Below are 21555 nucleotides of genomic sequence, written 5' to 3'. Positions count from 1 at the left end.
TGGAGCAACCGCCCCTCGGCATCCAAGAGCAGCGCTTGTCGACAACGTCCAGGGGTGCGCCTCTACCACCGATTCCCGGCCTGGTGAAACTCTCGGATCTCCGGATCCTGACCAGGCCGTCGCCAGTTCCGCGACGGGGTTCACGTCCTGCCGCCGGGAGTTCCTGCATGCCGCCGATTCCGAATCTTCGTACCGCCACTGCCACCGACGACCCGTGGAGCCGGTTCTACGAGTTCATCGGTTACGCGGTTGGACAACAGTGGAGGGATCAGGGTGCATCGCTCAGTTCCGCCAGTGGCTCGTCCTCGACGCGGGCAACCGCCGCCCCGCCGAAGGCGCGCCCTGGGGTCGGCAAGGCCGCCTGAGGGCTGTACTTCTCGGCATCCTCAACCGGGATGATCCGCACCTTGTCCTTCGTGCCACGGGGCCCGGGGCGGACCACGATCCGGTGGACGACCATCGACAGGGCTTGACGTTTCGCCCAGGCCTCCAGCCCCTCCCACTCGGTGAGGATGCCCTGGAATACCTGGGGGCTCGGGGCTACGGCTGGCACCGGCACGTTCTCCCGTTGCTCGATCTGCGCCTCCATCTTGGCGATCGCGTCGGTCAGCTCCCGATAGCGGTGCTCGTAGCTTTCCAGCTTGATCACGCCCTTGGTGTAGAGGGTGACCAGTCGCTCCAGTTCGGCGTTCCACTCGTTGAGCTGGGCATACTGATCCACTTCGACGGGTCGTGCCACCGGGGTCGCCGCGGCCTCCCTGGCCGAAGCCGCCGCGATGGTGTCTCCCTCCGGAGTGACCCGTGACACCAGGAACGAGCGGACTGCGTCTTCCACGACGGTGAGGAGCACCGTGCCACCCGAACACGTGGCCCCGCGAACCTTCGCCGAGCAGCGGAAGAACACCGAAATCCCGCTGTCACCGTTCTTCCGCTTGTACTTCGTGCTGCCGGACACCATGCGCCAGCCGCACAGATCGCAGTAGATCAGGCCCGTCACGCTGTGAGCCGGGGAATTGTCCCGAGTACTGCCCGACCTGCTTCCCCGCCGCGCCTTGTACGCCGTCCAGAGGTCCTCGGGAACGAGCGGATCGTGAATCCCCTTGATCCACTCGATGCCGGGAGCATCCACGTGGCTGCTCCCGAGCTCCTTCCGGTACTTGGTCGGCTGGTGGCGTACGTATCCCGCCTGGTAGCCGCTGTCGAGCATCCGGTACCACTTGCCGATGGTCAGGACCGCCCCTTCGCGGGTGCGCAGGCCGCGCGCTGTCATGTCGACCACGATGCGGTTCATCGGCTCTCCGGCCGACAGGCGCTCGAACATCTCCCGTACGTAGGCGGCTTCCGACTCCTCGACGTGGAGAGCTCCCACACGGCACTTCTCGCAACGGGAGTCAGGATCCCCTTCCAGCGGGCGTCGGCACTTTCCGTAGCCGAATCGGAGCTGGCCGTCGTGAGTGACGCCGCGGTTGCGTCGGTGGTCGTGGGTCTCCATCCAGGATTCACGACTGCGGTCGACCTCGTACTCGGCGACGATCAAGTGCGTGTTCCGGCCGAGCCGACCGCCGCTGCTGGAGGTGTCGATATCCTCCTTCGCCGCCCGGATCTCTCCGCCGGCCTGCTCCAGGCGCTTGATGTTGTACGAGCTCAAGGTCGCGTCACGCCCGAACCGTGACCAACGCCACACCAGGACGACGTCCGCTTCGCCCCGTTTGATCCGTTGGATGATCTGCTCCACCTGGCGTTTTGCGAAGTACTTGCCACTCAGGTTGAGGTCCTGCAGGACATCGATGACGACCATGCCCTCGCGCTCCGCCAGCGTGTTGCACGCATCGATCTGGAGTTCGGGCGAGATCTTCTCGTCCTTGTCCCTGTACCGTGATACACGCACGTAGATGATGGCGCGCTTGGGCTGCTGTGGAAACGAGGAGCCGGTGAGCATGCCTGGAGTCACGGCCGATCCCACCCTTCTTGATCCTGAGCGGACGTTTGCTTCATGAGTACTAGTATCGGAATCGTCGGCCTGCCGAATGTCGGCAAGTCGACCCTGTTCAACGCCCTGACCAAGAACGACGTGCTGGCGGCCAACTACCCGTTCGCCACGATCGAGCCGAACGTCGGCGTCGTCGGCGTCCCGGACGCCCGGCTGAACAAGCTGGCGGAGATCTTCGGCTCCCAGCGGCTGCTCCCCGCGACGGTCGACTTCGTCGACATCGCCGGCATCGTCCGCGGCGCCTCGGAGGGCGAGGGCCTGGGCAACAAGTTCCTCGCGAACATCCGCGAGTCCGACGCGATCTGCCAGGTCATCCGCGCCTTCAAGGACGAGAACGTCGTCCACGTCGACGGCAAGGTCTCGCCCAAGGACGACATCGAGACGATCAACACCGAGCTGATCCTCGCCGACCTCCAGTCCGTCGAGAAGGCCGTCCCGCGCCTCACCAAGGAGTCCCGCCTCCAGAAGGAGAAGGTCGCGGTCCTCGCCGCGGTCGAGGAGGCCCAGAAGATCCTGGAGTCGGGCCAGACCCTCTTCTCCGCGGGCATCACCGCCGGCACCGAGAAGGGCAAGCTCCTCCACGAGCTGCACCTCCTGACCACCAAGCCCTTCCTCTACGTCTTCAACGTCGACGAGGACGAGCTGGTCGACGAGGACTTCAAGAACGAACAGCGCGCCCTGGTCGCCCCCGCCGAGGCGATCTTCCTCAACGCCAAGATCGAGTCCGAGCTGATCGAGCTCGACGACGACGAGGCCCTGGAGCTCCTCCAGTCCATGGGCCAGGAAGAGCCCGGCCTGGCCACCCTCGGCCGCGTCGGCTTCGACACCCTGGGCCTCCAGACCTACCTCACGGCGGGCCCGAAGGAAGCCAGGGCCTGGACGATCAAGAAGGGCGCCACGGCCCCCGAGGCAGCCGGTGTGATCCACACCGACTTCCAGAAGGGCTTCATCAAGGCGGAGATCGTCTCCTTCGAGGACCTGGTCGAAACCGGATCCGTCGCCGAGGCCCGCGCCAAGGGCAAGGCCCGCATGGAGGGCAAGGACTACGTGATGCAGGACGGGGACGTGGTGGAGTTCCGGTTCAACGTGTGAGCGGATGAAATGAGACCACGTTGCTCGACGTGGCAAACATGCAGTTCAGAAGGGGTCGGACTCGCGAGAGGCCGGCCCCTTCGTCTATCCCGTGCTGGATCGGTGCTGGATCTTCTGACCCGTACGTCAGGCGTACTCAGGTGTCGTACACAGTGGAACGATGCCCGACGTGCACGACCCACACCACCAGCTTGCCGTTGTCGATCGTGTAGATCACGCGGTAGTCGCCCACGCGTAGGCGGCGGCGGTCGGGTTGGGAGACGAGGGCGGTGGTGTTGAACCCCAGAGGGTCACTCTCCAGCTCGGTCAACTTGGCCAGAATGCGGAGGGCCATGTCTCGCGGGACCTTGCGGAGTTCGGCCTGAGCCTCGGGCCGGAAGACGGTGCGGTACTCACTCACTGCGCGCCAGCGTCTCCCTCATGATGTCCTCGATCGGGATGCCGGGCGTCGGATTGGCCATGCGCTCGTCGATGATCCGGTTGATCTCGCGCTCTTCCCACTCCTGGTATTTCCGGAGCACGTCGATGGACACCACGGCAGCCACCTCTTTGCCTCGGCGCGTGATCACAGTGGGTACGTCGTCGCGGTCGGCTCGTTCCACGACCTCGGCCAGGTGTGCCCGGACATCGCGGATGGACTCTACGGGCAGCGGCTGCGTCATGCGCCCAAGCGTACCGAGTGTCTCATGTGTACACAATGGCTCACGATCGTTCCGAGGTGCTGGGTAAACCGCCACCCACCACCCACCTGCTGGATCTGCGCCGTCCAGACCTGGGGTATCGGCGTCCTGGACCAGCTCCTGTTCCGCGGCCGGGTCGACGCCGACGACGCGGAGCCCTGCAGGTGGGGGAGCATCACCCCAATCCGCAGGTTCGCGAAAAACACACCTTCTTGGCCGAGCGCCTGGGGTCCCACGGATGTCGCGATCGAACGCCGACGCGGTCCGGGTCTTCAGCGCCCAGGATCGATGCGCTGTGCCCCGTGCGGTGCTGCAGGGGCGCCACCGCCGAGGTAGGGCCGGCGCCGTCAGCTTTCCCAGTCGACGGATGCCACGGTCCCCTCGCGGGACATCTTGACGGCGAGGAGTTCGTCACTGGTCGCAGCGTCGATCGTGTAGTCCATGACGACCCGGGCCTTGGCCTCGCCGATCAGGTGCCACAGCCCGATCCCAATGAGGTGCATGGCTGCAGTGAACGCGTCGACGCCGATCGCTTCGCCGTTCGCTTCCCGGGTGAGGCGCTTGATCACCTCGACGTCGTCGAGTTCGTCGGCGTGGTGGTCGATGAAGCAGCGATCCTGCTGGAGGTTCTCACGGATCGCCGCGCGAGCCGCGGTGTCCAGGGCGGGCAGACGGTCCAGGTGCGTCGCGAACGCATCCAGCTCTCCCGCATTCAGCCCGGAGCCGGGGTCCGCCCACAGCCGGACTTCGACCTCGCTGCTCCCCAGCGCGGCCGCGCCTTCCCAGATGACTTCCGTCCCGTCCACCGGCGGAACCTCAAGGTGCCCGAAGTAAGGGTGATCGATGCTTTTCATGGGGCCTGTCATTCCGATGGGCGGGCAGGGCTTGAGGGGTAGTGAACGTTCCTGATCCAGGTTACGGCCGCGATCATTCCGTGCGGGTACCGGCCCTGCCGGTACAGCCCCCGGCGTCACCTGCCCGTGCACGATCGGCCCGCGAGCGGTCTGCTTCGATAGCCAGGGGCGCGGCATCCGGCGGGCAGGCGTGCGGTGTTGATTCCTACCGGGGTTGTGGGTGTTCTCGTACTCGCGCTCGTTGCGGGGGTCGTCCTCCTTGGTGGCGGTGATCCCGGCCGGTCGGCGGCCGACGGCAAACGCGGTGAGTTGCAGTTCCGGTGGCTGCACCGCCACGGGAAACTTCTCGGGGCAGATCACCGCAGGCGCCAGGTCACGCCTGACGGGTGGCCAGGTCACGGCGGTCATGACCTCCAGTTTCACCATCGGCGGGCGCTCCGGCGGGAGTTGCACCAGCCGGCGGCGACGTTCCGGGTCTCCGGAAGCGGTGTGTCCGGCAGTCTCATCTGTTCCAACCCGGGGGCGGGCGGGACCTTCGCCTCGGTGGAGGGGCAGAAGAAGGCAGAGGCCCGCGCCCGTTCGCGCGCCAACGGCGGTCGGCCCGTGCAGTACACGATCCCGCTGCGGGACAACTCCCTGATCACGGCGCGAGCGCTGGCCACGGTCGAGGTCAAGCGGCTCGTGGAGAAGGTCGGCAGGGAGCGCAAAGGTGCCGGGCCGTGCTCCGCCACGGCGTGACTTCACCTCCGGTTTCCTTGCGCCGGATGCCTCCCCGCGTGGTGAGGTACACCAGTTGCGTACGGATGTGGTGTCGCACGTCGACCGTACGGCAGCGGGCAAGAAGGGCCCGCTGAACTTCGGGAGCAATTACACTGGCCGACTCGACCGGTGCGAGGCGGTACGAACGGATTTCGAGATCCATGTCTACAAGAACGGAAAGGGAATCGGGATCTTCGGCAGCGACGGATGGTTCGCCAAGCACGGAAAGAGTGCGGATGTGAAGGCGCCGCGCGAAACCTACAACCTCCTGAAGGGGCTGGCGGTGGGTGAGATGAGGCGCGAAGGCCGCATCGGGCCCAAGGGCACGGAGAACATCAAGGGTGACAGCTGGAAGCGCGACCGGATCACCGGTGGCTGCTGATGAAGTACGTCCAGGTGCGACCACTGCAGGATCTGTACGGATTTCACTTGGACCCGCAGGAATACCTCCGCGTCCTGCCGGGACTTCTGCCCGACCTTCCCGCCGGTGCGGCGGAGTTCGCCTCGGATCCTGACCACTACGACTTCGGCAGCTCGCGCTGCGTGAAGGATTTGACGTTGGACCGGGTCGACCTCGTCGACGATCATGGACACGTGTCGCTTGAGTTGTCGTTGGGTCCGAACGAATGGAAGCACGAGGGCGGTCTGCGTATCCGGTACTCGGGCGTTCGGGATTTTTGGGTGAAAACCGATGATGATGCCGGGAGCGCTGGAGGGTTCGGGCTCGGCGGAGGGGGTGGCTTCGTCGAGTGCGGCGATGGGGTGCCTCGGCTGGGCGATCTCCAGCTGGACGAATTGCTCCCGCATCCGCAAGGCGTCTCGCACGAGACCGCGTTCACGGAGGGGGGTCTTTTCGTGGTGGGTTCCGACCTCGTTGCGCGATGGGAGCGGCCGGCCTCTTGCCCTGAGCCCTGATCTCGCGCGGCGTCCGGTCTGAGATCTGAGAGGAGCGTTCCTTGCAGTCCTTCCCCGCGTCGCTGTTCTCCGACGGGCCTGTGCAGAGGATCCTCGATATTGCCGTCGCGGTCCAGGAGTCCGGCGGCGAGCTGTCTCTCGACGACGAGATTCGGCGCTACGTTCGCTTGGTCCGCAGTGACTGGGCGGCCGACTGGAATTGTTCGGTCTATTCCTCGGCCGGGATGCTGGATGTCGCCGCCGATTTCATCGAACGGCTGGGAATGATTGATGCGTATCCGTCGGAATTCGGGAAGAAAGTTGTGCGCGCGGCCGATGGGATGGATCCGGCGGAATATTTGAGGATCCTGGCGGAGCTGGTGCGTATGGGCGATCGGCAAGGAGTTCCCGAGTACGAGGAGCTTGCCATGGGCGGAAGGGAATTCCTGCAGACCTTTCCCTATCTGTTCGGCCTCGATGCCATGCTCGCCGACGAGGGGGACCGCCCCTTCGCGGACGTCATCCGCTCGGCCGTGACCGATGAGCATCCGTACTGCACCGGGCGGGCGGTTTCCTACACCACCGAAGCGCAGCGTGCCCTCGTCCTCTTTCCCGGGGCGGACGGGATCGGGAGGCATCTTTCGTGGGCCACCCGGGACAGGCTTCAGGAGATCGTCGACACGGTCAACGGCCACATGCGGCGAGAGCACTCATGACGGCCCGGCAGAACCGTGCCGGCCTGGTGCTGGATGGGGGTGGGTGAGCGGTACCGCGGTGAGGGCTGCCGGTTCCGGGGCCTGGGCGAGGACGCGGGCCTGTAGCTCCTTCAGGGCGCGGCCGGGGTCGGTGCCGAGTTCCGGGCCCCCACGCCGCTGCGCCGGCTGCACGCACGCTTCGGTATCGCCGACTGGACCGCGCGGGACAGCCCTTGGCCGGGCCCCTCCGGCCGCAGGCCCCGCGCCGCCGCGTCACACGGCGTCCAGGGCGCCGCCCCGGAATATGCGCAGGTCCACCGGGCCGTCCCGCAGGATCGCCTGGCGCAGATCCTGGAGTTCGCGGCTCAGGTCCAGGCCCAGCCGGGCGGTCATCTGCGCTCGCGCCGAGGACAGCACGCGCAGCGCGTCCGCGCGGCGGCCGCATTCGTAGAGTGTGGCCGCGCGGAAGGCCAGGAGCATCTCGTGTTCCGGGTACTCCTGGGTGAGGCGCGCGAGCTCCGCGGCCAGGGACCAGTAGTTGCGTAGTTTGAACTCCGCTGCCACGCGAAGCAGTTGCGCCGAGATCAGCAGTTCGTCGAAAGCGGTGCCGATGCCTTGGCGGGTCCGTTCGGATGCGACGTCCTCCAGTAGCGCGCCCCGCCATTCGGTCAGGGCGGCCGAGGCGAGTCGCGAGATCTCCTGCGGCTCGGTGCTCCGCTGGGCCCGGTTGACCAGCTGGGTGAAACGGTGCAGGTCCACCAATTGCGGATCGCCGGTGAGGGTGTACGTCGAGCCGCTCCGTACCAGGCCCACCGACGCGTCGCACCCGCCCCGGCGAAGGCTTGCCCGCAGCCGGCAGACGTTCACATAGAGATCGGTCCGGGACCGCGGCCGTTCGTCCTCGTCCGACAGCAGGTCGATCAGCCGGTCCATCGGGAGCGGCCGGCCCATCTCCATCAGAAGTAAGCCCAGCAGCAGACGCTCGCGGCGTCGACCGATGGCCTTGGGACATCCGTCGACGGTCCATTCAACTTTGCCCAGCACTCGAAAATGCGACCCCGTGGCAAGCATGGCGGCAATCATGCTCAGCCCGTCATGGTCCTGGCAAGGTCTTGGCATCCTCCCGACAGGCCCCACGTATCACACTGCTCACCCGTGCAACCGCGCCAGGGGGTCGAACTTGCCTTACGTCATTGCCGGTCTGGTGCTCGTCGGAGCCGTCGCCCTGCTCAACCTCGTCCTGCTCATGGTCATCCTGCGCCGCTGGCAGGAGCTCGAAGCCGTACGCCGACGCCACGACTTCGCATCCCAGGGGCCACAACCAGGGGACGCACTACCGGACTTCTCCGCCACCGCGCTCAGCGGCCGGACCGTGACCCAGGACGGCTTCCGTTCCGGCGAGCTGCTGCTGGGGGTCTTCTCCCACGACTGCCCGTCCTGCACCGACAGCCTCCCCGGCTTCGCCGAACGGGCCGACCGGGTCCGGGCGGCGGGCGGGCGGGTCCTGGCCCTGGTGATCGGGGACGACGCCGGCGGGAGCGGCCTGACCGCCCAACTCGCCGGAACGGCCGACGAGGTGGTCCCGGGGCCCGAGGCCTCGCCGCTCTTCCGCGCGCTGCGCGTCCCCGCCTTCCCCACGGTCCTCAGTTACCGGGACGGCGTTGTCGCCGCTCCCTCGGCCGCCGACCGCGAACCGGTACCGGCGGCCTCCTGAACCCCGGTGCGGACGCGGTCCGCGGACCGCCGCCGCACCGTGGAGCACGCACATCCCATCCACACAGGAAGAGGAGAACCATGCGCACACTCAAGGCCGGTGCGGGCCGCCTGATCGAGCGGATCCTGCCCAAGGCCGTGGCCGAGGCCAGCTGCCCGCCGGACTGCTACACGGAGTGGAGCACCAGCGCCCAGCGGTGCCGCCGCTGCTGCTACAAGGGCACCACGTGCACGGTCAGCTGCGGTAGCTGGGACTACTGCTGAACCACCACGGGGCGGGCCGTGCGCGGCCCGCCCCGTGTCCGCCGGCCCAGGACCCATTCCCCCGGAGTCACCCTTGTCCGACCTGCTGCTCGTCTGCCGCCTGACCCTGATCTGCGTGCTGGCCGTGGCCGGCCTCGCCAAGCTGCGCGACCGCCGCCGATTCGCCACGGCACTGGGCGACCTCCCCTACCTGCCGGCCGCCGCCCGGCCGGCCCTCGCCGTCCTGGTGCCCGCGGCCGAGCTCCTCGCCGCCGTGCTCCTCGCCCTGCCCCGGACGCTCACCGCGGGCCTGGCCGTCGCCGCCGCCCTGTGCGCGGGATTCAGCGCCGTCGCCGTCACCACCATGCGGCGCGGCAGCTCCGCCGGCTGCCCCTGCTTCGGCAGCAGGACCACGGTGCCCATGGGCCCCTGGCACGTCGCCCGCAACGTCACACTCACCGTGCTCGCCCTCCTCGGCGGCACCATCGCCCTCACCCAGGGCACGGCCGGCCCGTTCGCCGCCCCCGCACTGGCGCTCGCAGGGGCGGTCGCCATTTACCTCACCTTGTTCGCCGTCTTCACCGACGACCTCGCCGCCTTCTTCGCCGCCCGCCCGGCCGACGCCGAAAGGACGATCACGCAGTGAGCCACGCCATCACCGGCCTCGCCCTTCTCGCCGCGGTCACCCTCGTCAACGCCCTCCTCACCGTCGCCGTCACCAAGCGCTGGCGGGCCACCATGGCCGCCCCCGCCCCGGCCGCCCCGCCCTCGGGCCCTCCGGCCCTCGCCGTGAGCGAAGGCGATCGCGCCCCCGCCTTCACCCTGCACACCGCCCGGGGCGAAGTCGGCGAATCCGCCCTGGCCGGCCACCCCGCCCTCATCTGCTTCCTCCGCCCCGACTGCGGGCCCACCCGGGAGAGCCTCCCCGGGATCCGACGGTGGGCCGAGGCGAACACCCCGTCGGGTGCGCGTCTCGTGGCCGTCATCAACGGACGGCCCACCGACGCGGGCCCCCTGCTCGAAGCGGTCGGACCGCTCACCGGACTCACCGCCACCGAACCGCCGGACGGCCCCGTCGCCCGCGCCTTCGGCGTACGCCACCACCCGAGCTTCGTCCTCCTCGACGCCGACGGGACCGTCTCCGAGACCGGCATCGGCCAGGGATCCCTGACCGCGCTCGACCTCCTCGACGCATGAGCGGGCAGCCCGCCTCCCGCCCGGCCGATTTCCTGCGGGGCCTCACCGCCGTACTCGCCCTCACGCTGCGGGCCTGCCCCGGGGCACTCGCCGTCCGGGTCGCCACCGTCGTCATCGCGGGTACGGCCCCCGTGGCCGCCTCCTGGCTGCTCAAGTACGTGGTCGACAGCCTCGCCGCGGACGGGTTCCGCGCCTCGGACCTCAACCGGGCCGCGATCGGCATCGGCCTGCTCACCGTCCTGCTCGCCGCCGCCTCGGCCCTCTCCTCCTACGCCGACGGCCGCATCCGCCGTGCCACCTCCACCCGGGCCCAGAGCGACCTGCTCACGGCCGTGAACCGGCTCAGCGGGCTGTCCAGGCTCGAACAGCCCGTCTTCCACGACCGGGTGCAACTCGCCATCCAGAGCGCCCAGGGCGCCGAACGGCTCGTCGGTGCGGTGCTCCAGGGCGCCCAGGGGATCCTCACCCTGGTGGGCTTCCTGGGAAGCGTTCTGCTCATCAGCCCCACCTTGGCCGCGATACTCGTCGCCGCGGCCGTGCCGGCCCTCTTCGCCCACCTGGCCAACAGCCGCCACCGCGCCGACATGTTCTGGCGCACCAGCAGCCTCGCGCGCCGCCAGATCTTCTACCGGGGGCTCCTCACCGACACCCAGGCGGCGAAGGAGATCCGCCTCTACGGCCTCGGCGACTACTTCGCGCAGCGCCTGCGTACCGATCTCGACAGCATCAACCAGCAGGAGGAACACCTCGACCGCCGCCTCGCCGGCTACGAGACGGCCCTCGCCGCCCTCGGCGCGCTCGTCTCCACCGGCGCACTCGTCTGGGGCGTGCACCAGGCCGCCACCCACGCCCTCACCGCCGGTGACGTGTCCCTCCTGGTCGCCGCCCTCGCCGGGCTGCAGACGGCCCTCGTCGGCCTGGTCGGGGCCATCGCCCGGAGCCACCAGACGGCCCTGCTGTTCGGCCACTACCTGCATGTGACCCAGGTCGGCGACGACCTCCCCGCCCCGGCCGCCCCGATCGCCCCACCGCCACTGAGCCGAGGCATCGAACTCCGGGACGTGTGGTTCCGCTACACCGACGACGGGCCCTGGATCCTGCGAGGAGTGAGCCTGACCATCGCGCACGGCACCAGCCTGGCCGTCGTCGGACTCAACGGGGCCGGCAAGAGCACCCTCGTCAAACTGCTGTGCCGCCTCTACGACCCGCAGCGCGGCAGCATCCACTGGGACGGCATCGACCTCAAGGACCTCCCCGCGGACCAGCTGCGCAAGCGCGTCAGTGTGGTCTTCCAGGACCCGATGGAGTACGACCTCACCGCCGGGGAGAACATCGGCCTCGGCGACCTCGGCTCCCTCCACGACCACGGACGCATCCACGCCGCCGCCGCCGACGCGGACATCCACACCGCCCTCGCCGGCCTGCCACAGGGGTACGACACCATGCTCAGCCGGATGTTCTTCCCCGACGACACCGAAGAGACAAACACGGGCGTCCAGTTGTCGGGCGGCCAGTGGCAACGCCTCGCGCTCGCCCGCGCCCTGATGCGTTCCGAACGGGACCTCATGATCCTCGACGAACCCAGCACCGGCCTCGACGCCGTCGCCGAACGCCACGTCCACGACCGGCTCGCCGCACTGCGCGAGGGCGCTACGAGCATCCTCGTCTCCCACCGCCTCAACACCGTCCGCGCCGCGGACACCATCGTCGTCATCGCCGACGGAACCGTGCGCGAGATGGGCACCCACGAACAGCTCATGACCGCCCGCGGCAGGTACGCCGAGCTCTTCACCACGCAGGCCGAGGGCTACGAGGAGACCGTCCGATGAGCGCCACGGTCCCGGTGCTCCTCGCCCTCGGGGCACTCCTCGTCCTCGCGGCGGCCCTGTCGCTGGCGCGTCGGCGGCTGCTGGCCGTGACCGTCCGCGGGTACAGCATGTCGCCGACGCTCATGCCCGGGGACCGGCTCCTGGTGCTCCGCGGCACCCGCCGCGTCGCCACGGGGCGGGTGGCCGTCGTCCTCGCACCCCACCCCGAGCACGGCTGGCACGGCCCCGCGGACACCACGCCCGACTCGTGGTACGTCAAACGCGTCGTCGCCGTCGCCGGAGAGCCCGTACCGCACTGGGCCGTCCGGTGCGCCGGTACGCACGTGCCGCCGGGCATGCTCGTCCTCCTGGGGGAGAAGCCGGGCTCACGGGACTCCAAGCAGTGCGGCTACTGCCCCGAGGACAAGGTCATCGGGGCGGTTCTGCTCCGTCTGCGGGCCGCCGCGGCTCCCGGTGCGCCTTCTTCGCTGCCTTCGTCGGGCGGTTGAGGGCTCACGGCCCGGGGCGGGGCCCCCGGGCGCGGTCGGCGTGCGGTGAACGCCGGTGTGCGCTCAGCCCCTTGGCGGCGGCCTGGGTGATGTTGCGGGCCATGCCGCCGAAGACCACGGCGTGGAAGGGGGAGACGGACCACCAGTAGGCGTGGCCCAGCAGGCCGTGCGGGTGGAACAGCGCACGTTGCCGGTAGCGGGTGCGGCCGTCGGAGCCGGTCTCGGCGTACATCTCCAGCCAGGCGAGGCCGGGCAGCCGCATCTCCGCGCGCAGCCGCAGCAGCCGTCCGGGCTCGATCTCCTCGACCCGCCAGAAGTCCAGCGAGTCCCCGACGCGCAGGTGCTCGGCGTCGCGTCGTCCACGGCGCAGCCCCACCCCGCCGACGAACCGGTCCAGCCACCCCCTGACCGCCCAGGCGAGCGGAAAGGAGTACCAGCCGTTGTCGCCGCCGATTCCCTCGATCACCCGCCACAGGGAAGTCCGGTCCGCGTCGACCGGCAGTTGCCGTTCGTCCTGGTAGAGGCTGCCCCCGGCCCAGTCCGGGTCCGTGGGCAGCGGATCGCTGGGCGCTCCCGGCAGGGCCGCGGAGGACCAGCGGGTGGCGACCTGGGCCTCACGCACCCGGCGCAGTGCCAGCGTCAGCGCCTCGTCGAACGGCAGCGGCAGGCCCGGCGGGTCCGGCACGTAACGGGCGATGTCGTGCTCCTGGCAGACGACCTCATGGCGAAGTGACTCCGTCAGCGGCCGGGCCAGGGAGGCGGGCACCGGGGTGACGAGACCGACCCAGTGACTGGACAGCCACGGGGTGAGAACCGGAACCGGGACGATGAGCCGCCGGGGCAGCCCGGCGACGGCGGCGTAACGGCACATCATCTCCCGGTACGTGAGGACGTCGGGCCCGCCGATGTCGAACGCCCGGTCGACGTCGTCCGGCATGCTGGCCGAGCCGACGAGATAGCGCAGCACATCGCGTACCCCGATGGGCTGGGTACGGGTGTGCACCCAGCTGGGGGTGACCATGACCGGCAGCCGCTCGGTCAGATACCGCAGCATCTCGAAGGAAGCCGATCCCGAACCGATGACGACCGCCGCCCGCAGCACGGTGGCGGGCACCGGTGCGTCGAGGAAGATCCGGCCGACCTCGGCCCGGGAGCGCAGATGCGGGGAGAGCGACCCGGTCGGTACGCCCGGTGGGGTGAGCCCGCCCAGATAGACGATCCGCCGTACGCCGGCCGAGTGCGCCTGCTCGGCGAAGACACGGGCCGCCCGGCGGTCGGTGTCCTCGAAGGCGGAACCGGTGCCGAGGGCGTGCACCAGGTAGTACGCCACGTCGATCCCCCGCATGGCCGCGGCCACCGAGCCCGCGTCCGTCACGTCGCCCCGCACCGTCTCGACGTCCCCCGCCCAGGGATGGTCACGGAGCTTGCGGGGGGTGCGGGCCAGGCACCGCACCCGGTGGCCCGCTCGCAGCAGCTCCGGGACGAGACGCCCGCCGATGTACCCGGACGCCCCGGTGACCAGGCAGTGCAACCGTTCCGTGTCCCCGTCGCGCTGTCCGTCCGTGTCCACGACCGTGCCTCCATGCGTTCGCCCCGACCGTCCCCGATATCGACCGATGATGGCTGAAATCAGCATGCCAAAGGCCCACTTCGGGGCGTGTCGCAGTGCTCGCCTGACTGCACTAACCCGGCGCGCGCGGCGGACCGGGCGCCGCGAGGCTGTGGGCATACGCGCTCCCGTCGGCATCCCGGCGAAAGACGAAGAAGGTTTTCTCCCGTGCGTCCGTACCGAATGCGTCTGTACCGAATAGCGCTGTGGGTCACCGTTCCGATGGCGCTTCCCCTCCTCGCGGCACCCGCCGGAGTGATGAAGGCCCGAGCCGTTCGCGACACGGCTCCGGAAGGGGCCCCGTCCGTGTGGCGGCCCGGAACGACCGCTGGGCCGGTCACCGACATCGGGCGCCCGTTCCCGGCCCTCGGGGCGGCGTCGATGGTGCCGCCCCGCCTGGTGCCCCGGCCGGCCATCGTGTCGCGTGCGCGGTGGCGGGCCGACGAGACCAGGCGCGACCGCCACGCGCGCTACGCGGCAGGGGTCAGGGCGGTCTTCATCCATCACACCGACACACCCAACGGCTACGACTGCGCCGACGTCCCCCGTACCCTGCGCAATCTGTACACGGGCCAGACCCGTGACCGGAGTTGGAGCGACCTCGGCTACAACTTCCTCGTCGACAAGTGCGGCACCGTCTACGAAGGCCGCGCCGGCGGCGCGGACCGCCCCGTCGTCGGCTCCCACACCCTCGGGTTCAACCAGGGCACCACGGGGATCGCGGCCATCGGCACCTTCGGGCCTGGGACGCAGGTACCGGCGGCCATGGAGCACGCGATCGCGGCCCTCGCGGCCTGGAAGCTCGGACTGGGCGGTGTCGACGCCGCAGGCAAGGTGCGGCTCACCTCCACCAACGGCAAGAGCCGTTACGCCAAGGGCACTTCGGCCGAGTTCGACGCCATCTCCGGCCACCGCGACGGCTTCGCCACCGACTGCCCCGGCCAGGCGCTGGGCGCGCGGTTGCCCGCCATACGCACCCTTGCCGCGAGCCTCCAGGGCAGGTCGTCGCCGCTCCCGCCCTCCGGTATCCGTTTCGCCGCGAGCCTGAGCAGCCCCCGCCACGACGGCGCCCGCTGAGTACGTCGCCGTTGCCGCCGACGCGCACGCCGCACCGGACCCGGCCGGTCGCTTCCCGCGGGCCAATCCTCCTCCCGCGGGCCGTTCCGCCGGGCCGGGCCGGATGGCATGATCGGCAGCGCTCCGCCGCACCGTGTGCGGCATGCCGATGTCGATCAGGGGGAAGCATGGAACGCCGTCCGGCCGCGAGATCCGGCTTCAACTGGTGGCTGCCCAGCGTGTACACGGCGGCCGTCGTCCTCACCGGGGCCCTCGGCTCGGGCCGGGCGACGGGGATCGTCGCGGCGGTGGGCGGTGTGCTGCTCGGCCTCTACTACGGCTTCGGCAACAGGCTCCGCACCCGCGGCTGACCCCCGTACAGCCTCGCGGTCATGGCTGGGTGACCCTCAACTCCCGTACACCCGCAGGCTTCTGCGGGTCCTCTGACTCCACCGTCAGCCGTACCGACCGGGCCACCGCGCCCGCCCGGTACGGCTGCCAGTGCGTGCCGTCGAAAGACGTCTCCAAGCGGTACGAGAACGGTTGTACGTCCGCCCACTCCGGTACGGCCGATGTCACCGCGCCCGCACGCCCCAGGTCCACCGTCAGCGCGCCCTTCGCGCCGTCCGGGGACCAGGCGGTGGCCGGACTGCCGTCCACCGCGGCCGCCGCGTACAGGCCGGGGGATTCCGATGTCGCCGTCACCGGGCGGCACCGGGCCGCGTCGGTGGTCGCGGCGAGGTCCGGGCGGCGGGTGGGGAGAGTGAGCGTGCCGCTCAGTGTGCGGGGGCCTGCGGGGGAGTCGACGGTGAAGGGGTCGCCGGAGGTCAGCCGGACCATCGTCGTGCGGGGGCCGATCGCGAGGTCGTACGTACGGCCCCGGTAGCGCAGGCCCGTCAGCGTGACACCGCTGCCCAGCTGCGGCGGCAGCATCGGATCCAGACGCACCCCGTGCTCGCGCAGCCGCAACCCCGTCAGGCCGTGCGTGAAGACCTGGAGGAACCCGCCCTTCCCGGTGAGGAAGTCCTCGGCGGGGAAGCCCGACAGCGGGTCCTGGGCGCCCGCCTTCGCGCCCCGGGCCTCGCTGAACAGGGCGTACGGACCGCGCGTGAACGGGCGTACGGCGCGCTGGAGGTAGGTGTACGTCGCACAGCCGGGCTTGCCGATCGCGGCCGCGTCGATGGCGTGGACCGAGTCGGTCATGGCCGGGCCGTCCGGGTCGGTGCGCGCCGCGTAGTAGTCGAGCGTGGTGGCGGCGGCGCCCGGCTCCATCGGCCATTCCAGGGGGTAGATCAGCAGCACCGTGTCGGCCTGCTTGATCGTCGACCCGTTGTACCCCGCGTACTGGAGGAAGAGCTTGCGCGCCGGGTCGTACGGGATACGCAGGCCGTCCGCCACCTGCTTCCACCGGACCGGTGCGGTGCGGCCGAGCAATTGCGCCGCGCGGGTGGCGTTGCGCAGGGCGGTGGCGGCGACCGCGTTGGTGAAGACCCCGTCGGTGACGCCGTTGCTGTACTCGTCGGGGCCCGCGACCTCCTTCACGGAGTAGCCGCCGTCGTCGTCGGCCGTGGCCCGCGAGGCCCAGAACTCGGCGATCCCGGCGAGCAGCGGCCAGCCGTGCCCGGCCAGCCAGTCGCGGTCCCCGGTCGCCAGGTAGTACTGCCAGACGGCCAGTGACACATCGCCCTGCAGATGGTTCTGGGTGATGCAGTGCGGGGGGTTCCAGCTCTGGCACTCGGACCACAGCTCGCCCCTGCTCGCGCTCGTCCACGGGTAGAACAGGCCCTGGAACCCCAGCTTCCGGGCGTTGGCGCGGGCCGCGCCGCGGGTGCGGTAGCGGTACTCGACGACCGGGCGGGCCAGCTCGGGGCGGGTGGCCAGCAGCCCCGGGTACATCCAGGTCTCGGCGTCCCAGAACACCATGCCTGCGTAGTTGTCGCTGGTCAGACCGGTCGGCGCGATGCTGTCGCGGGACCCGGTCCGGGTGGAGGCCAGCAGTCCGTACTGTGCCGCCCGCAGCCATTTCTGGAGGTCGGGACTGTTCGGGACGGAGATGTCGGCCGCCCAGGCCCGCCGCCAGGCCGCCGCGTTGGCCGTGAGCACTCCGGACCAGCCGCGCCGCGCCGCGCGCCGGGCGGCCTCGCGGGCGGCGGCGCGCGGCGCGGCGGAGGTGAGCGCGGTGTCGACGCCGACGTACTTCTCCAAGGTGTACGTACGCCCCGCGCGCACCCGGTGCGTGCTCCGTGCCGAGACCGGTGCTCCGGCCCCCGGTCCGCCGGTGCGCAGCATCTGGACGATCGCGCCGGCGGTCCTGGTGCCGAGGGTGCGGAACGTACCGTCGGCGGCGAGGGCGATCCGGCGCGCGCCCCTCGGGTCGAGCCGGCCGGTGACGGTCGCGGTGCCGTTCCAGTGCGGCTTCATGCGCAGTCGTACGGCGCCCGTGTGCACATCGGACCGGTCGGCGAGCACCTCGTACGTCAGGTCGGTCGCGCGGCCGTCGGCCGTGGTCCACCGCAGCGATGTCCGCACCAGTCCGCAGCGCAGGAAGAGCGTCTGGCGGTAGTGCGAGATCCGGCCGGCAGGCGTTTCGGATCCGTAGGTCTCCTCGCCGACGCGCACGTCGAGGTCGGTCCAGCTCGGGAGTGCGGCGACCACCTCGCGGCCGGCGGCGAGATCCTTGTCGCGCCCGAACAGACCGGAGACGAACGCGCCGTCGTAGCGCGGGGTGAACAGCGGCCAGCCGGTCTTCTCGCCCGAAGCCGCGTATCCGGCGCCCGCCGCGGGCACCCGGTGGCCCAGGTATCCGTTGCCGGTGTAGGGGTCGTAGCCGTCCGCCTCGCCGAACCGGGTGGACGTCGGCGCCCAGGCGGGATCGGTGTCCCGGCCGCAGGCGGTGGCCGCCGCGGAAGGAGGCGCCGCTGTGGCGGGCGGCGCCGTGTAGGGGACGGGGGCCCCAGGCGCGATCAGTGCGCCCGCGACCAGGGCCGTGAGGGACGTGAGGAGAACGAGGCGCGAGAGGCTCACCGTACGAAGGTAGGGAAGCGCGCGCCGCGCGACGGTGCGCGGCACGCGGGGTGAACGGCTGACGGGGGTGGCGGGCACCGGTGCCGCGACGGGCCGGTCCGTTCCCGCCCTGCCAGGCTGCCCGTCCCGGCCGTCCCGCCCTGCCCGGCTGCCCGTCCCGCCCGCCCTGCCCGTCCCGCCCGGCCGTCCGGCGGGCCGCTGCGTCAGCCCGCGAGGCCGGTCTTGAGACCCGCGCCGCACAGCGGAACGACGACGCTCCGGTCCGTCCAGCCGCCGACCGCGGCCCAGCAGGCGACGCCCGTCGTCTCCACGTAGAAGCCGCGCGCCGCCAGGTCCAGCTGTGCGGTACGGATCTGATCCTCGGTCACCGTGAGGAAGGTGCCGCCCGATTGCCTGACCGCGGCCAGGATGGCCCGTGCGCGCGGCGGGCGTGGGATGGCGATGCCCTCGGCGAGGGTGGCGGCGGGGGCGCCGGGCAGGCCGTCGGGAAGCAGGTCGTCGGCGCCCGCGCGGAAGGCGGCGGCCAGCGGCGAGACGGCTTCGGCCTGGACGGCGATCAGCGCCGGTCGCCGGTCGATCAGCCCCCTGGCGTGGAGCTCGGCGGTGGCCAGGGCCGCGCCGAGGAGAAGGGTGCCGTTGCCGACGGGTACGGCGATGGCGTCCGGGAGACGGCCGCCGAGGTCCTCCCACAGCTCGTACACGTACGTCTTCGTGCCGTGCAGGAAGTACGGGTTGAAGACGTGCGAGGCGTAGAAGGTGCCGGGGACGTCGGCGGCGGTACGGGCGGCGGTCGCGGTGGCCTCCCGGTCGCCCGGGACGATCTCCAGGCGGGCGCCGTGGGCCCGGATCTGCTCGGTTTTCTTCGGGGACGTGCCCTCGGGGACGTACACCGTGCAGGGGAGCGCGGCGCGGGCGCAGTACGCGGCGACCGCCGTCCCGGCGTTGCCGCTGCTGTCTGCGACGACGCGTTCGGGCGACAGCCGGCGGGCCAGCTCGGCGAGCATCACCGCGCCGCGGTCCTTGAAGGAGAGGGTCGGCATCAGGAAGTCGAGCTTGGCCGAGACCGTGCCGGTGAGCGGTACGAGCGGGGTGCGGCCCTCGCCGAGCGTGGTCGTGGGCGAGGAGAGCGGCAGCACCTCTTCGTAACGCCACAGTGAATTGACGCGTCCGGTCAGAGAGTTGACCGAGAACGTGCCGGCGGCTTCGAATTCGAGGTCCCAGGGGCCACGGCAGACCGGGCAGCACCAGGTGAGAGCGGTGGTGTCGGCGCGGGTGCCGTCCTGCGGGCAGATGTATGCGGGCATGCCGGTCAGCATGTCAGACGCGTGGCAGCCCGATGGCGAAGGTATTGCAGAGCCCTGCGCACCCTTGTGCGATTCCCAAGAATCGGTCAATCTTTCGCTGTCGGCAGGGACTTGGGCAGCGCGACACCAGCAATGGGGTTTGTCATGCTCATGCCGTTCGGCGCTTTCGTCCCTCCGTCGGCACGCGACCCCCCACCAGTGCACCTCGATCGAGGAGGACCCCCCACATGTCAGTGACGCGTCACACCCCCCACGCGCGCCGAAGACTCGCCGCGGCGAGTGTCATGGCCGGTGCGGCCCTCGTGCTCTCCGGCGCGGCGGTGTTCCCCGCCTCGGCGTCCGGGCCGACGGCCGAAGGCCGGATCCAGAACGCGGGCGCCCCGGGCACCATCAGCGGCAGCTACATCGTCACGCTCGACGAATCGGCGGCCGACGCGGGCTCCGCGAAGGGCAGGGCGCTCGCCAAGGAGTACGGCGCCAAGATCAAGAGGACCTACCGCACCGCCGTCAACGGCTACGCGGTGGAGCTCTCGGAGAGCCGGGCGAAGAAGTTCGCCGCCGACCCGGCCGTCGAGTCCGTCGTGCAGAACCGGACCTTCCGTGTCACCGGCACCCAGCCCTCGCCGCCCTCCTGGGGCCTCGACCGGATCGACCAGAAGTCCCTTCCGCTGAACCAGAGTTACACCTACCCCGACAACGGGGGCCAGGGTGTCACCGCGTACATCATCGACACCGGTGTGCGGATCACCCACACCGACTTCGGCGGCCGGGCCTCGTACGGCTACGACGCCATCGACGACGACAACACGGCGGACGACGGCTACGGTCACGGCACCCACGTGGCGGGCACCGTCGCCGGGTCGTCGTACGGCGTCGCCAAGAAGGCGAAGATCGTCTCCGTCCGGGTCCTCGACGACAGCGGTTCCGGCACGACCGAGCAGGTCGTCGCGGGCATCGACTGGGTGACGGCGAACGCCGTCAAGCCCGCGGTCGCCAACATGAGCCTGGGCGGCGGGGTGGACTCGGTGCTGGACGCCGCCGTACGCAAGTCCATCGCATCCGGCGTCACGTACGCCGTCGCCGCGGGCAACGAGTCGACCGACGCCTCCACGAAGTCCCCGGCACGGGTCACCGAGGCCATCACGGTCGGCTCCACCACCAGTACCGACGCCCGCTCCAGCTTCTCCAACTACGGCAGCGTGCTGGACATCTTCGGCCCCGGCTCGTCGATCACCTCGGCCTGGAACACCGGAGACACCGCCACCAACACGATCTCCGGTACGTCGATGGCGACGCCGCACGTCGCGGGTGCCGCGGCCCTCTACCTGGCCGCCCACCCGAGCGACAGCCCGGCACAGGTCTCCGCCGGACTGGTCGCCGCGGCCAGCACCGGAGTGGTGACCAGCCCGGGTACGGGCTCGCCGAACCGGCTGCTGAACGTCGGCAGCGGCACCACCACGCCGCCGGGCAAGAAGTTCGAGAGCACGACGAGCTACACCATCGCCGACAACTCCACCGTCGAGTCGCCGATCACCGTCACCGGTGTCACCGGCAACGCGCCGGCCACGCTGAGCGTGCCCGTGAACATCACGCACACCTACAGCGGCGACCTCAAGATCGACCTCGTCGCACCCGACGGTTCGGTCTACAACCTGAAGGCATTCGGGACCGGTGGCAGCGCGGACAACGTGATCACCACCTACTCCGTGAACGCCTCGTCGGAGGTGGCCAACGGCACCTGGAAGCTGCGGGTCGCCGACAACGCGGCGGCGGACACCGGGAAGATCAACTCCTGGGGTCTGCAGTTCTGACGGCCATGCGGCTCTGACATCCTGACGCGGCGGACATGTGGGGGGGGGGGGGGGGGGGGCGCCCCCCCCCCCGGGGGGGGGGGGCCCCCGGGGGGGGGGGCGGGGGGGGGGGGGGGGGGGGGGGGGGGGGGGGGGGGGGGGGGGGGGGGGGGGGTGGGTGGTGGGGGCCCCTGGTTTCCCCCCGGCCCCGGGGGGGGGGGGGGGGGGGGGGGGTTGGGGGGGGGCCCCCCCGGGGGGGTGGGGGCCCCCCCCGCCCCTCGGCATCCAAGAGCAGCGCTTGTCGACAACGTCCAGGGGTGCGCCTCTACCACCGATTC

General features: G+C 70.5%; 22 protein-coding genes. 14 read left to right on the top strand and 8 right to left on the bottom strand.

Annotated features, from left to right (window positions below; translation table 11 throughout):
- Nucleotides 1–268: 268 nt before the first annotated feature.
- The gene (locus tag ACIRJP_RS25395) at nucleotides 269–1888 is read right to left on the bottom strand and encodes a recombinase family protein (RefSeq protein ID WP_404178369.1); all 1620 of its coding nucleotides are present in this window, start codon (nucleotides 1886–1888) and stop codon (nucleotides 269–271) included.
- 105 nt (nucleotides 1889–1993) lie between these two features.
- On the opposite strand from ACIRJP_RS25395, the gene ychF reads away from it, so the two are divergent.
- Nucleotides 1994–3082 carry a redox-regulated ATPase YchF gene (gene ychF, locus ACIRJP_RS25390; protein ID WP_404178366.1) on the top strand — a complete coding sequence of 363 codons (1089 nt, stop codon included), beginning with the start codon at nucleotides 1994–1996 and terminating at the stop codon, nucleotides 3080–3082.
- Between the two features lie 136 nt (nucleotides 3083–3218).
- Here ychF and ACIRJP_RS25385 read toward each other — a convergent pair whose 3' ends face one another.
- From ACIRJP_RS25385 to ACIRJP_RS25375, 3 genes are all read right to left on the bottom strand, one after another.
- Nucleotides 3219–3482: a type II toxin-antitoxin system RelE/ParE family toxin gene (locus ACIRJP_RS25385; protein ID WP_404178363.1), complete on the bottom strand. Its 264-nt coding sequence runs from the start codon at nucleotides 3480–3482 to the stop codon at nucleotides 3219–3221.
- The gene (locus ACIRJP_RS25380) at nucleotides 3475–3744 is read right to left on the bottom strand and encodes a type II toxin-antitoxin system Phd/YefM family antitoxin (protein ID WP_404178360.1); all 270 of its coding nucleotides are present in this window, start codon (nucleotides 3742–3744) and stop codon (nucleotides 3475–3477) included. The genes ACIRJP_RS25385 and ACIRJP_RS25380 overlap by 8 nt, the downstream gene beginning before the upstream one ends.
- 365 nt (nucleotides 3745–4109) lie before the next feature.
- Nucleotides 4110–5042, bottom strand: a complete 933-nt coding sequence (locus tag ACIRJP_RS25375; protein ID WP_404178357.1) for a DUF2004 domain-containing protein — start codon at nucleotides 5040–5042, stop codon at nucleotides 4110–4112.
- A 63-nt stretch (nucleotides 5043–5105) separates the two neighbouring features.
- On the opposite strand from ACIRJP_RS25375, the gene ACIRJP_RS25370 reads away from it, so the two are divergent.
- The 4 genes from ACIRJP_RS25370 to ACIRJP_RS25355 are packed head-to-tail and all read left to right on the top strand — an operon-like array spanning nucleotide 5106 to nucleotide 6985.
- Entirely contained in the window at nucleotides 5106–5354 is a 249-nt protein-coding gene (locus ACIRJP_RS25370; RefSeq protein ID WP_404178354.1) for a hypothetical protein, read from the top strand.
- Nucleotides 5355–5409: 55 nt separating this feature from the next.
- Complete coding sequence (locus ACIRJP_RS25365; protein WP_404178351.1) at nucleotides 5410–5757, top strand: hypothetical protein; 348 nt, start codon at nucleotides 5410–5412, stop codon at nucleotides 5755–5757.
- Nucleotides 5757–6290: a hypothetical protein gene (locus tag ACIRJP_RS25360; RefSeq protein ID WP_404178347.1), complete on the top strand. Its 534-nt coding sequence runs from the start codon at nucleotides 5757–5759 to the stop codon at nucleotides 6288–6290. Before ACIRJP_RS25365 ends, ACIRJP_RS25360 begins: the two co-directional genes overlap by 1 nt.
- Nucleotides 6291–6331: 41 nt before the next feature.
- Nucleotides 6332–6985 carry a hypothetical protein gene (locus tag ACIRJP_RS25355; protein WP_404178344.1) on the top strand — a complete coding sequence of 218 codons (654 nt, stop codon included), beginning with the start codon at nucleotides 6332–6334 and terminating at the stop codon, nucleotides 6983–6985.
- Nucleotides 6986–7237: 252 nt separating this feature from the next.
- Here the strand turns inward: ACIRJP_RS25355 and ACIRJP_RS25350 are convergent, their stop codons facing one another.
- Nucleotides 7238–8008 (bottom strand): BTAD domain-containing putative transcriptional regulator, encoded by a 771-nt coding sequence (locus tag ACIRJP_RS25350; RefSeq protein ID WP_404178341.1) that lies wholly within the window; start codon nucleotides 8006–8008, stop codon nucleotides 7238–7240.
- A 136-nt stretch (nucleotides 8009–8144) separates the two neighbouring features.
- On the opposite strand from ACIRJP_RS25350, the gene ACIRJP_RS25345 reads away from it, so the two are divergent.
- The 6 genes from ACIRJP_RS25345 to ACIRJP_RS25320 all read left to right on the top strand — a co-directional run bounded on the left by ACIRJP_RS25345 (nucleotide 8145) and on the right by ACIRJP_RS25320 (nucleotide 12434).
- Nucleotides 8145–8678: a peroxiredoxin family protein gene (locus ACIRJP_RS25345; RefSeq protein WP_404178338.1), complete on the top strand. Its 534-nt coding sequence runs from the start codon at nucleotides 8145–8147 to the stop codon at nucleotides 8676–8678.
- A gap of 80 nt (nucleotides 8679–8758) precedes the next feature.
- The gene (locus ACIRJP_RS25340; RefSeq protein WP_404178335.1) at nucleotides 8759–8941 is read left to right on the top strand and encodes a hypothetical protein; all 183 of its coding nucleotides are present in this window, start codon (nucleotides 8759–8761) and stop codon (nucleotides 8939–8941) included.
- 73 nt (nucleotides 8942–9014) lie between these two features.
- Nucleotides 9015–9566 (top strand): MauE/DoxX family redox-associated membrane protein, encoded by a 552-nt coding sequence (locus tag ACIRJP_RS25335; RefSeq protein ID WP_404178332.1) that lies wholly within the window; start codon nucleotides 9015–9017, stop codon nucleotides 9564–9566.
- Nucleotides 9563–10117, top strand: coding sequence for a TlpA family protein disulfide reductase (locus ACIRJP_RS25330; protein ID WP_404178329.1), 555 nt, complete (start codon nucleotides 9563–9565; stop codon nucleotides 10115–10117). Before ACIRJP_RS25335 ends, ACIRJP_RS25330 begins: the two co-directional genes overlap by 4 nt.
- The gene (locus ACIRJP_RS25325) at nucleotides 10114–11946 is read left to right on the top strand and encodes an ABC transporter ATP-binding protein (protein ID WP_404178326.1); all 1833 of its coding nucleotides are present in this window, start codon (nucleotides 10114–10116) and stop codon (nucleotides 11944–11946) included. The genes ACIRJP_RS25330 and ACIRJP_RS25325 overlap by 4 nt, the downstream gene beginning before the upstream one ends.
- Nucleotides 11943–12434 (top strand): S26 family signal peptidase, encoded by a 492-nt coding sequence (locus ACIRJP_RS25320; RefSeq protein ID WP_404178323.1) that lies wholly within the window; start codon nucleotides 11943–11945, stop codon nucleotides 12432–12434. The genes ACIRJP_RS25325 and ACIRJP_RS25320 overlap by 4 nt, the downstream gene beginning before the upstream one ends.
- 4 nt (nucleotides 12435–12438) lie before the next feature.
- On the opposite strand, the gene ACIRJP_RS25315 is transcribed toward ACIRJP_RS25320, so the two are convergent.
- Nucleotides 12439–14004, bottom strand: coding sequence for an SDR family oxidoreductase (locus tag ACIRJP_RS25315; protein WP_404178320.1), 1566 nt, complete (start codon nucleotides 14002–14004; stop codon nucleotides 12439–12441).
- Between the two features lie 207 nt (nucleotides 14005–14211).
- On the opposite strand from ACIRJP_RS25315, the gene ACIRJP_RS25310 reads away from it, so the two are divergent.
- Both ACIRJP_RS25310 and ACIRJP_RS25305 read left to right on the top strand, forming a co-directional pair.
- Nucleotides 14212–15120, top strand: coding sequence for a peptidoglycan recognition protein (locus tag ACIRJP_RS25310; protein ID WP_404178317.1), 909 nt, complete (start codon nucleotides 14212–14214; stop codon nucleotides 15118–15120).
- 167 nt (nucleotides 15121–15287) lie between these two features.
- Nucleotides 15288–15470, top strand: coding sequence for a hypothetical protein (locus tag ACIRJP_RS25305; RefSeq protein ID WP_404178314.1), 183 nt, complete (start codon nucleotides 15288–15290; stop codon nucleotides 15468–15470).
- Nucleotides 15471–15489: 19 nt separating this feature from the next.
- On the opposite strand, the gene ACIRJP_RS25300 is transcribed toward ACIRJP_RS25305, so the two are convergent.
- Nucleotides 15490–18123, bottom strand: a complete 2634-nt coding sequence (locus ACIRJP_RS25300) for a discoidin domain-containing protein (RefSeq protein ID WP_404178311.1) — start codon at nucleotides 18121–18123, stop codon at nucleotides 15490–15492.
- Between the two features lie 203 nt (nucleotides 18124–18326).
- Nucleotides 18327–19427, bottom strand: coding sequence for a pyridoxal-phosphate dependent enzyme (locus tag ACIRJP_RS25295; protein ID WP_404178308.1), 1101 nt, complete (start codon nucleotides 19425–19427; stop codon nucleotides 18327–18329).
- A gap of 227 nt (nucleotides 19428–19654) precedes the next feature.
- Here ACIRJP_RS25295 and ACIRJP_RS25290 point away from each other — a divergent pair, with 227 nt between their 5' ends.
- On the top strand, nucleotides 19655–21238 hold the full coding sequence (locus tag ACIRJP_RS25290) for a S8 family peptidase (RefSeq protein WP_404178305.1): 1584 nt from the start codon (nucleotides 19655–19657) through the stop codon (nucleotides 21236–21238).
- Nucleotides 21239–21555 lie beyond the last annotated feature (317 nt).

It is taken from the genome of Streptomyces sp. NPDC102437 (assembly GCF_044765565.1).
GTDB lineage: Bacteria > Actinomycetota > Actinomycetes > Streptomycetales > Streptomycetaceae > Streptomyces.
The sequence above is the reverse complement of the archived record's forward strand: the minus strand, read 5'-3'. Positions and strand labels throughout refer to the sequence as shown.

What these genes read in the sequence shown, in the direction of transcription:
- ACIRJP_RS25360 (WP_404178347.1), top strand. Translation starts at nt 5,757, where the DNA reads ATGAAGTACGTCCAGGTGCGACCACTGCAGGATCTGTACGGATTTCAC.
- ACIRJP_RS25295 (WP_404178308.1), bottom strand. Translation starts at nt 19,427, where the DNA reads ATGCCCGCATACATCTGCCCGCAGGACGGCACCCGCGCCGACACCACC.
- ACIRJP_RS25340 (WP_404178335.1), top strand. Translation starts at nt 8,759, where the DNA reads ATGCGCACACTCAAGGCCGGTGCGGGCCGCCTGATCGAGCGGATCCTG.
- ACIRJP_RS25290 (WP_404178305.1), top strand. Translation starts at nt 19,655, where the DNA reads ATGTCAGTGACGCGTCACACCCCCCACGCGCGCCGAAGACTCGCCGCG.
- ACIRJP_RS25305 (WP_404178314.1), top strand. Translation starts at nt 15,288, where the DNA reads ATGGAACGCCGTCCGGCCGCGAGATCCGGCTTCAACTGGTGGCTGCCC.
- ACIRJP_RS25320 (WP_404178323.1), top strand. Translation starts at nt 11,943, where the DNA reads ATGAGCGCCACGGTCCCGGTGCTCCTCGCCCTCGGGGCACTCCTCGTC.
- ychF (WP_404178366.1), top strand. Translation starts at nt 1,994, where the DNA reads ATGAGTACTAGTATCGGAATCGTCGGCCTGCCGAATGTCGGCAAGTCG.
- ACIRJP_RS25325 (WP_404178326.1), top strand. Translation starts at nt 10,114, where the DNA reads ATGAGCGGGCAGCCCGCCTCCCGCCCGGCCGATTTCCTGCGGGGCCTC.
- ACIRJP_RS25380 (WP_404178360.1), bottom strand. Translation starts at nt 3,744, where the DNA reads ATGACGCAGCCGCTGCCCGTAGAGTCCATCCGCGATGTCCGGGCACAC.
- ACIRJP_RS25375 (WP_404178357.1), bottom strand. Translation starts at nt 5,042, where the DNA reads ATGGTGAAACTGGAGGTCATGACCGCCGTGACCTGGCCACCCGTCAGG.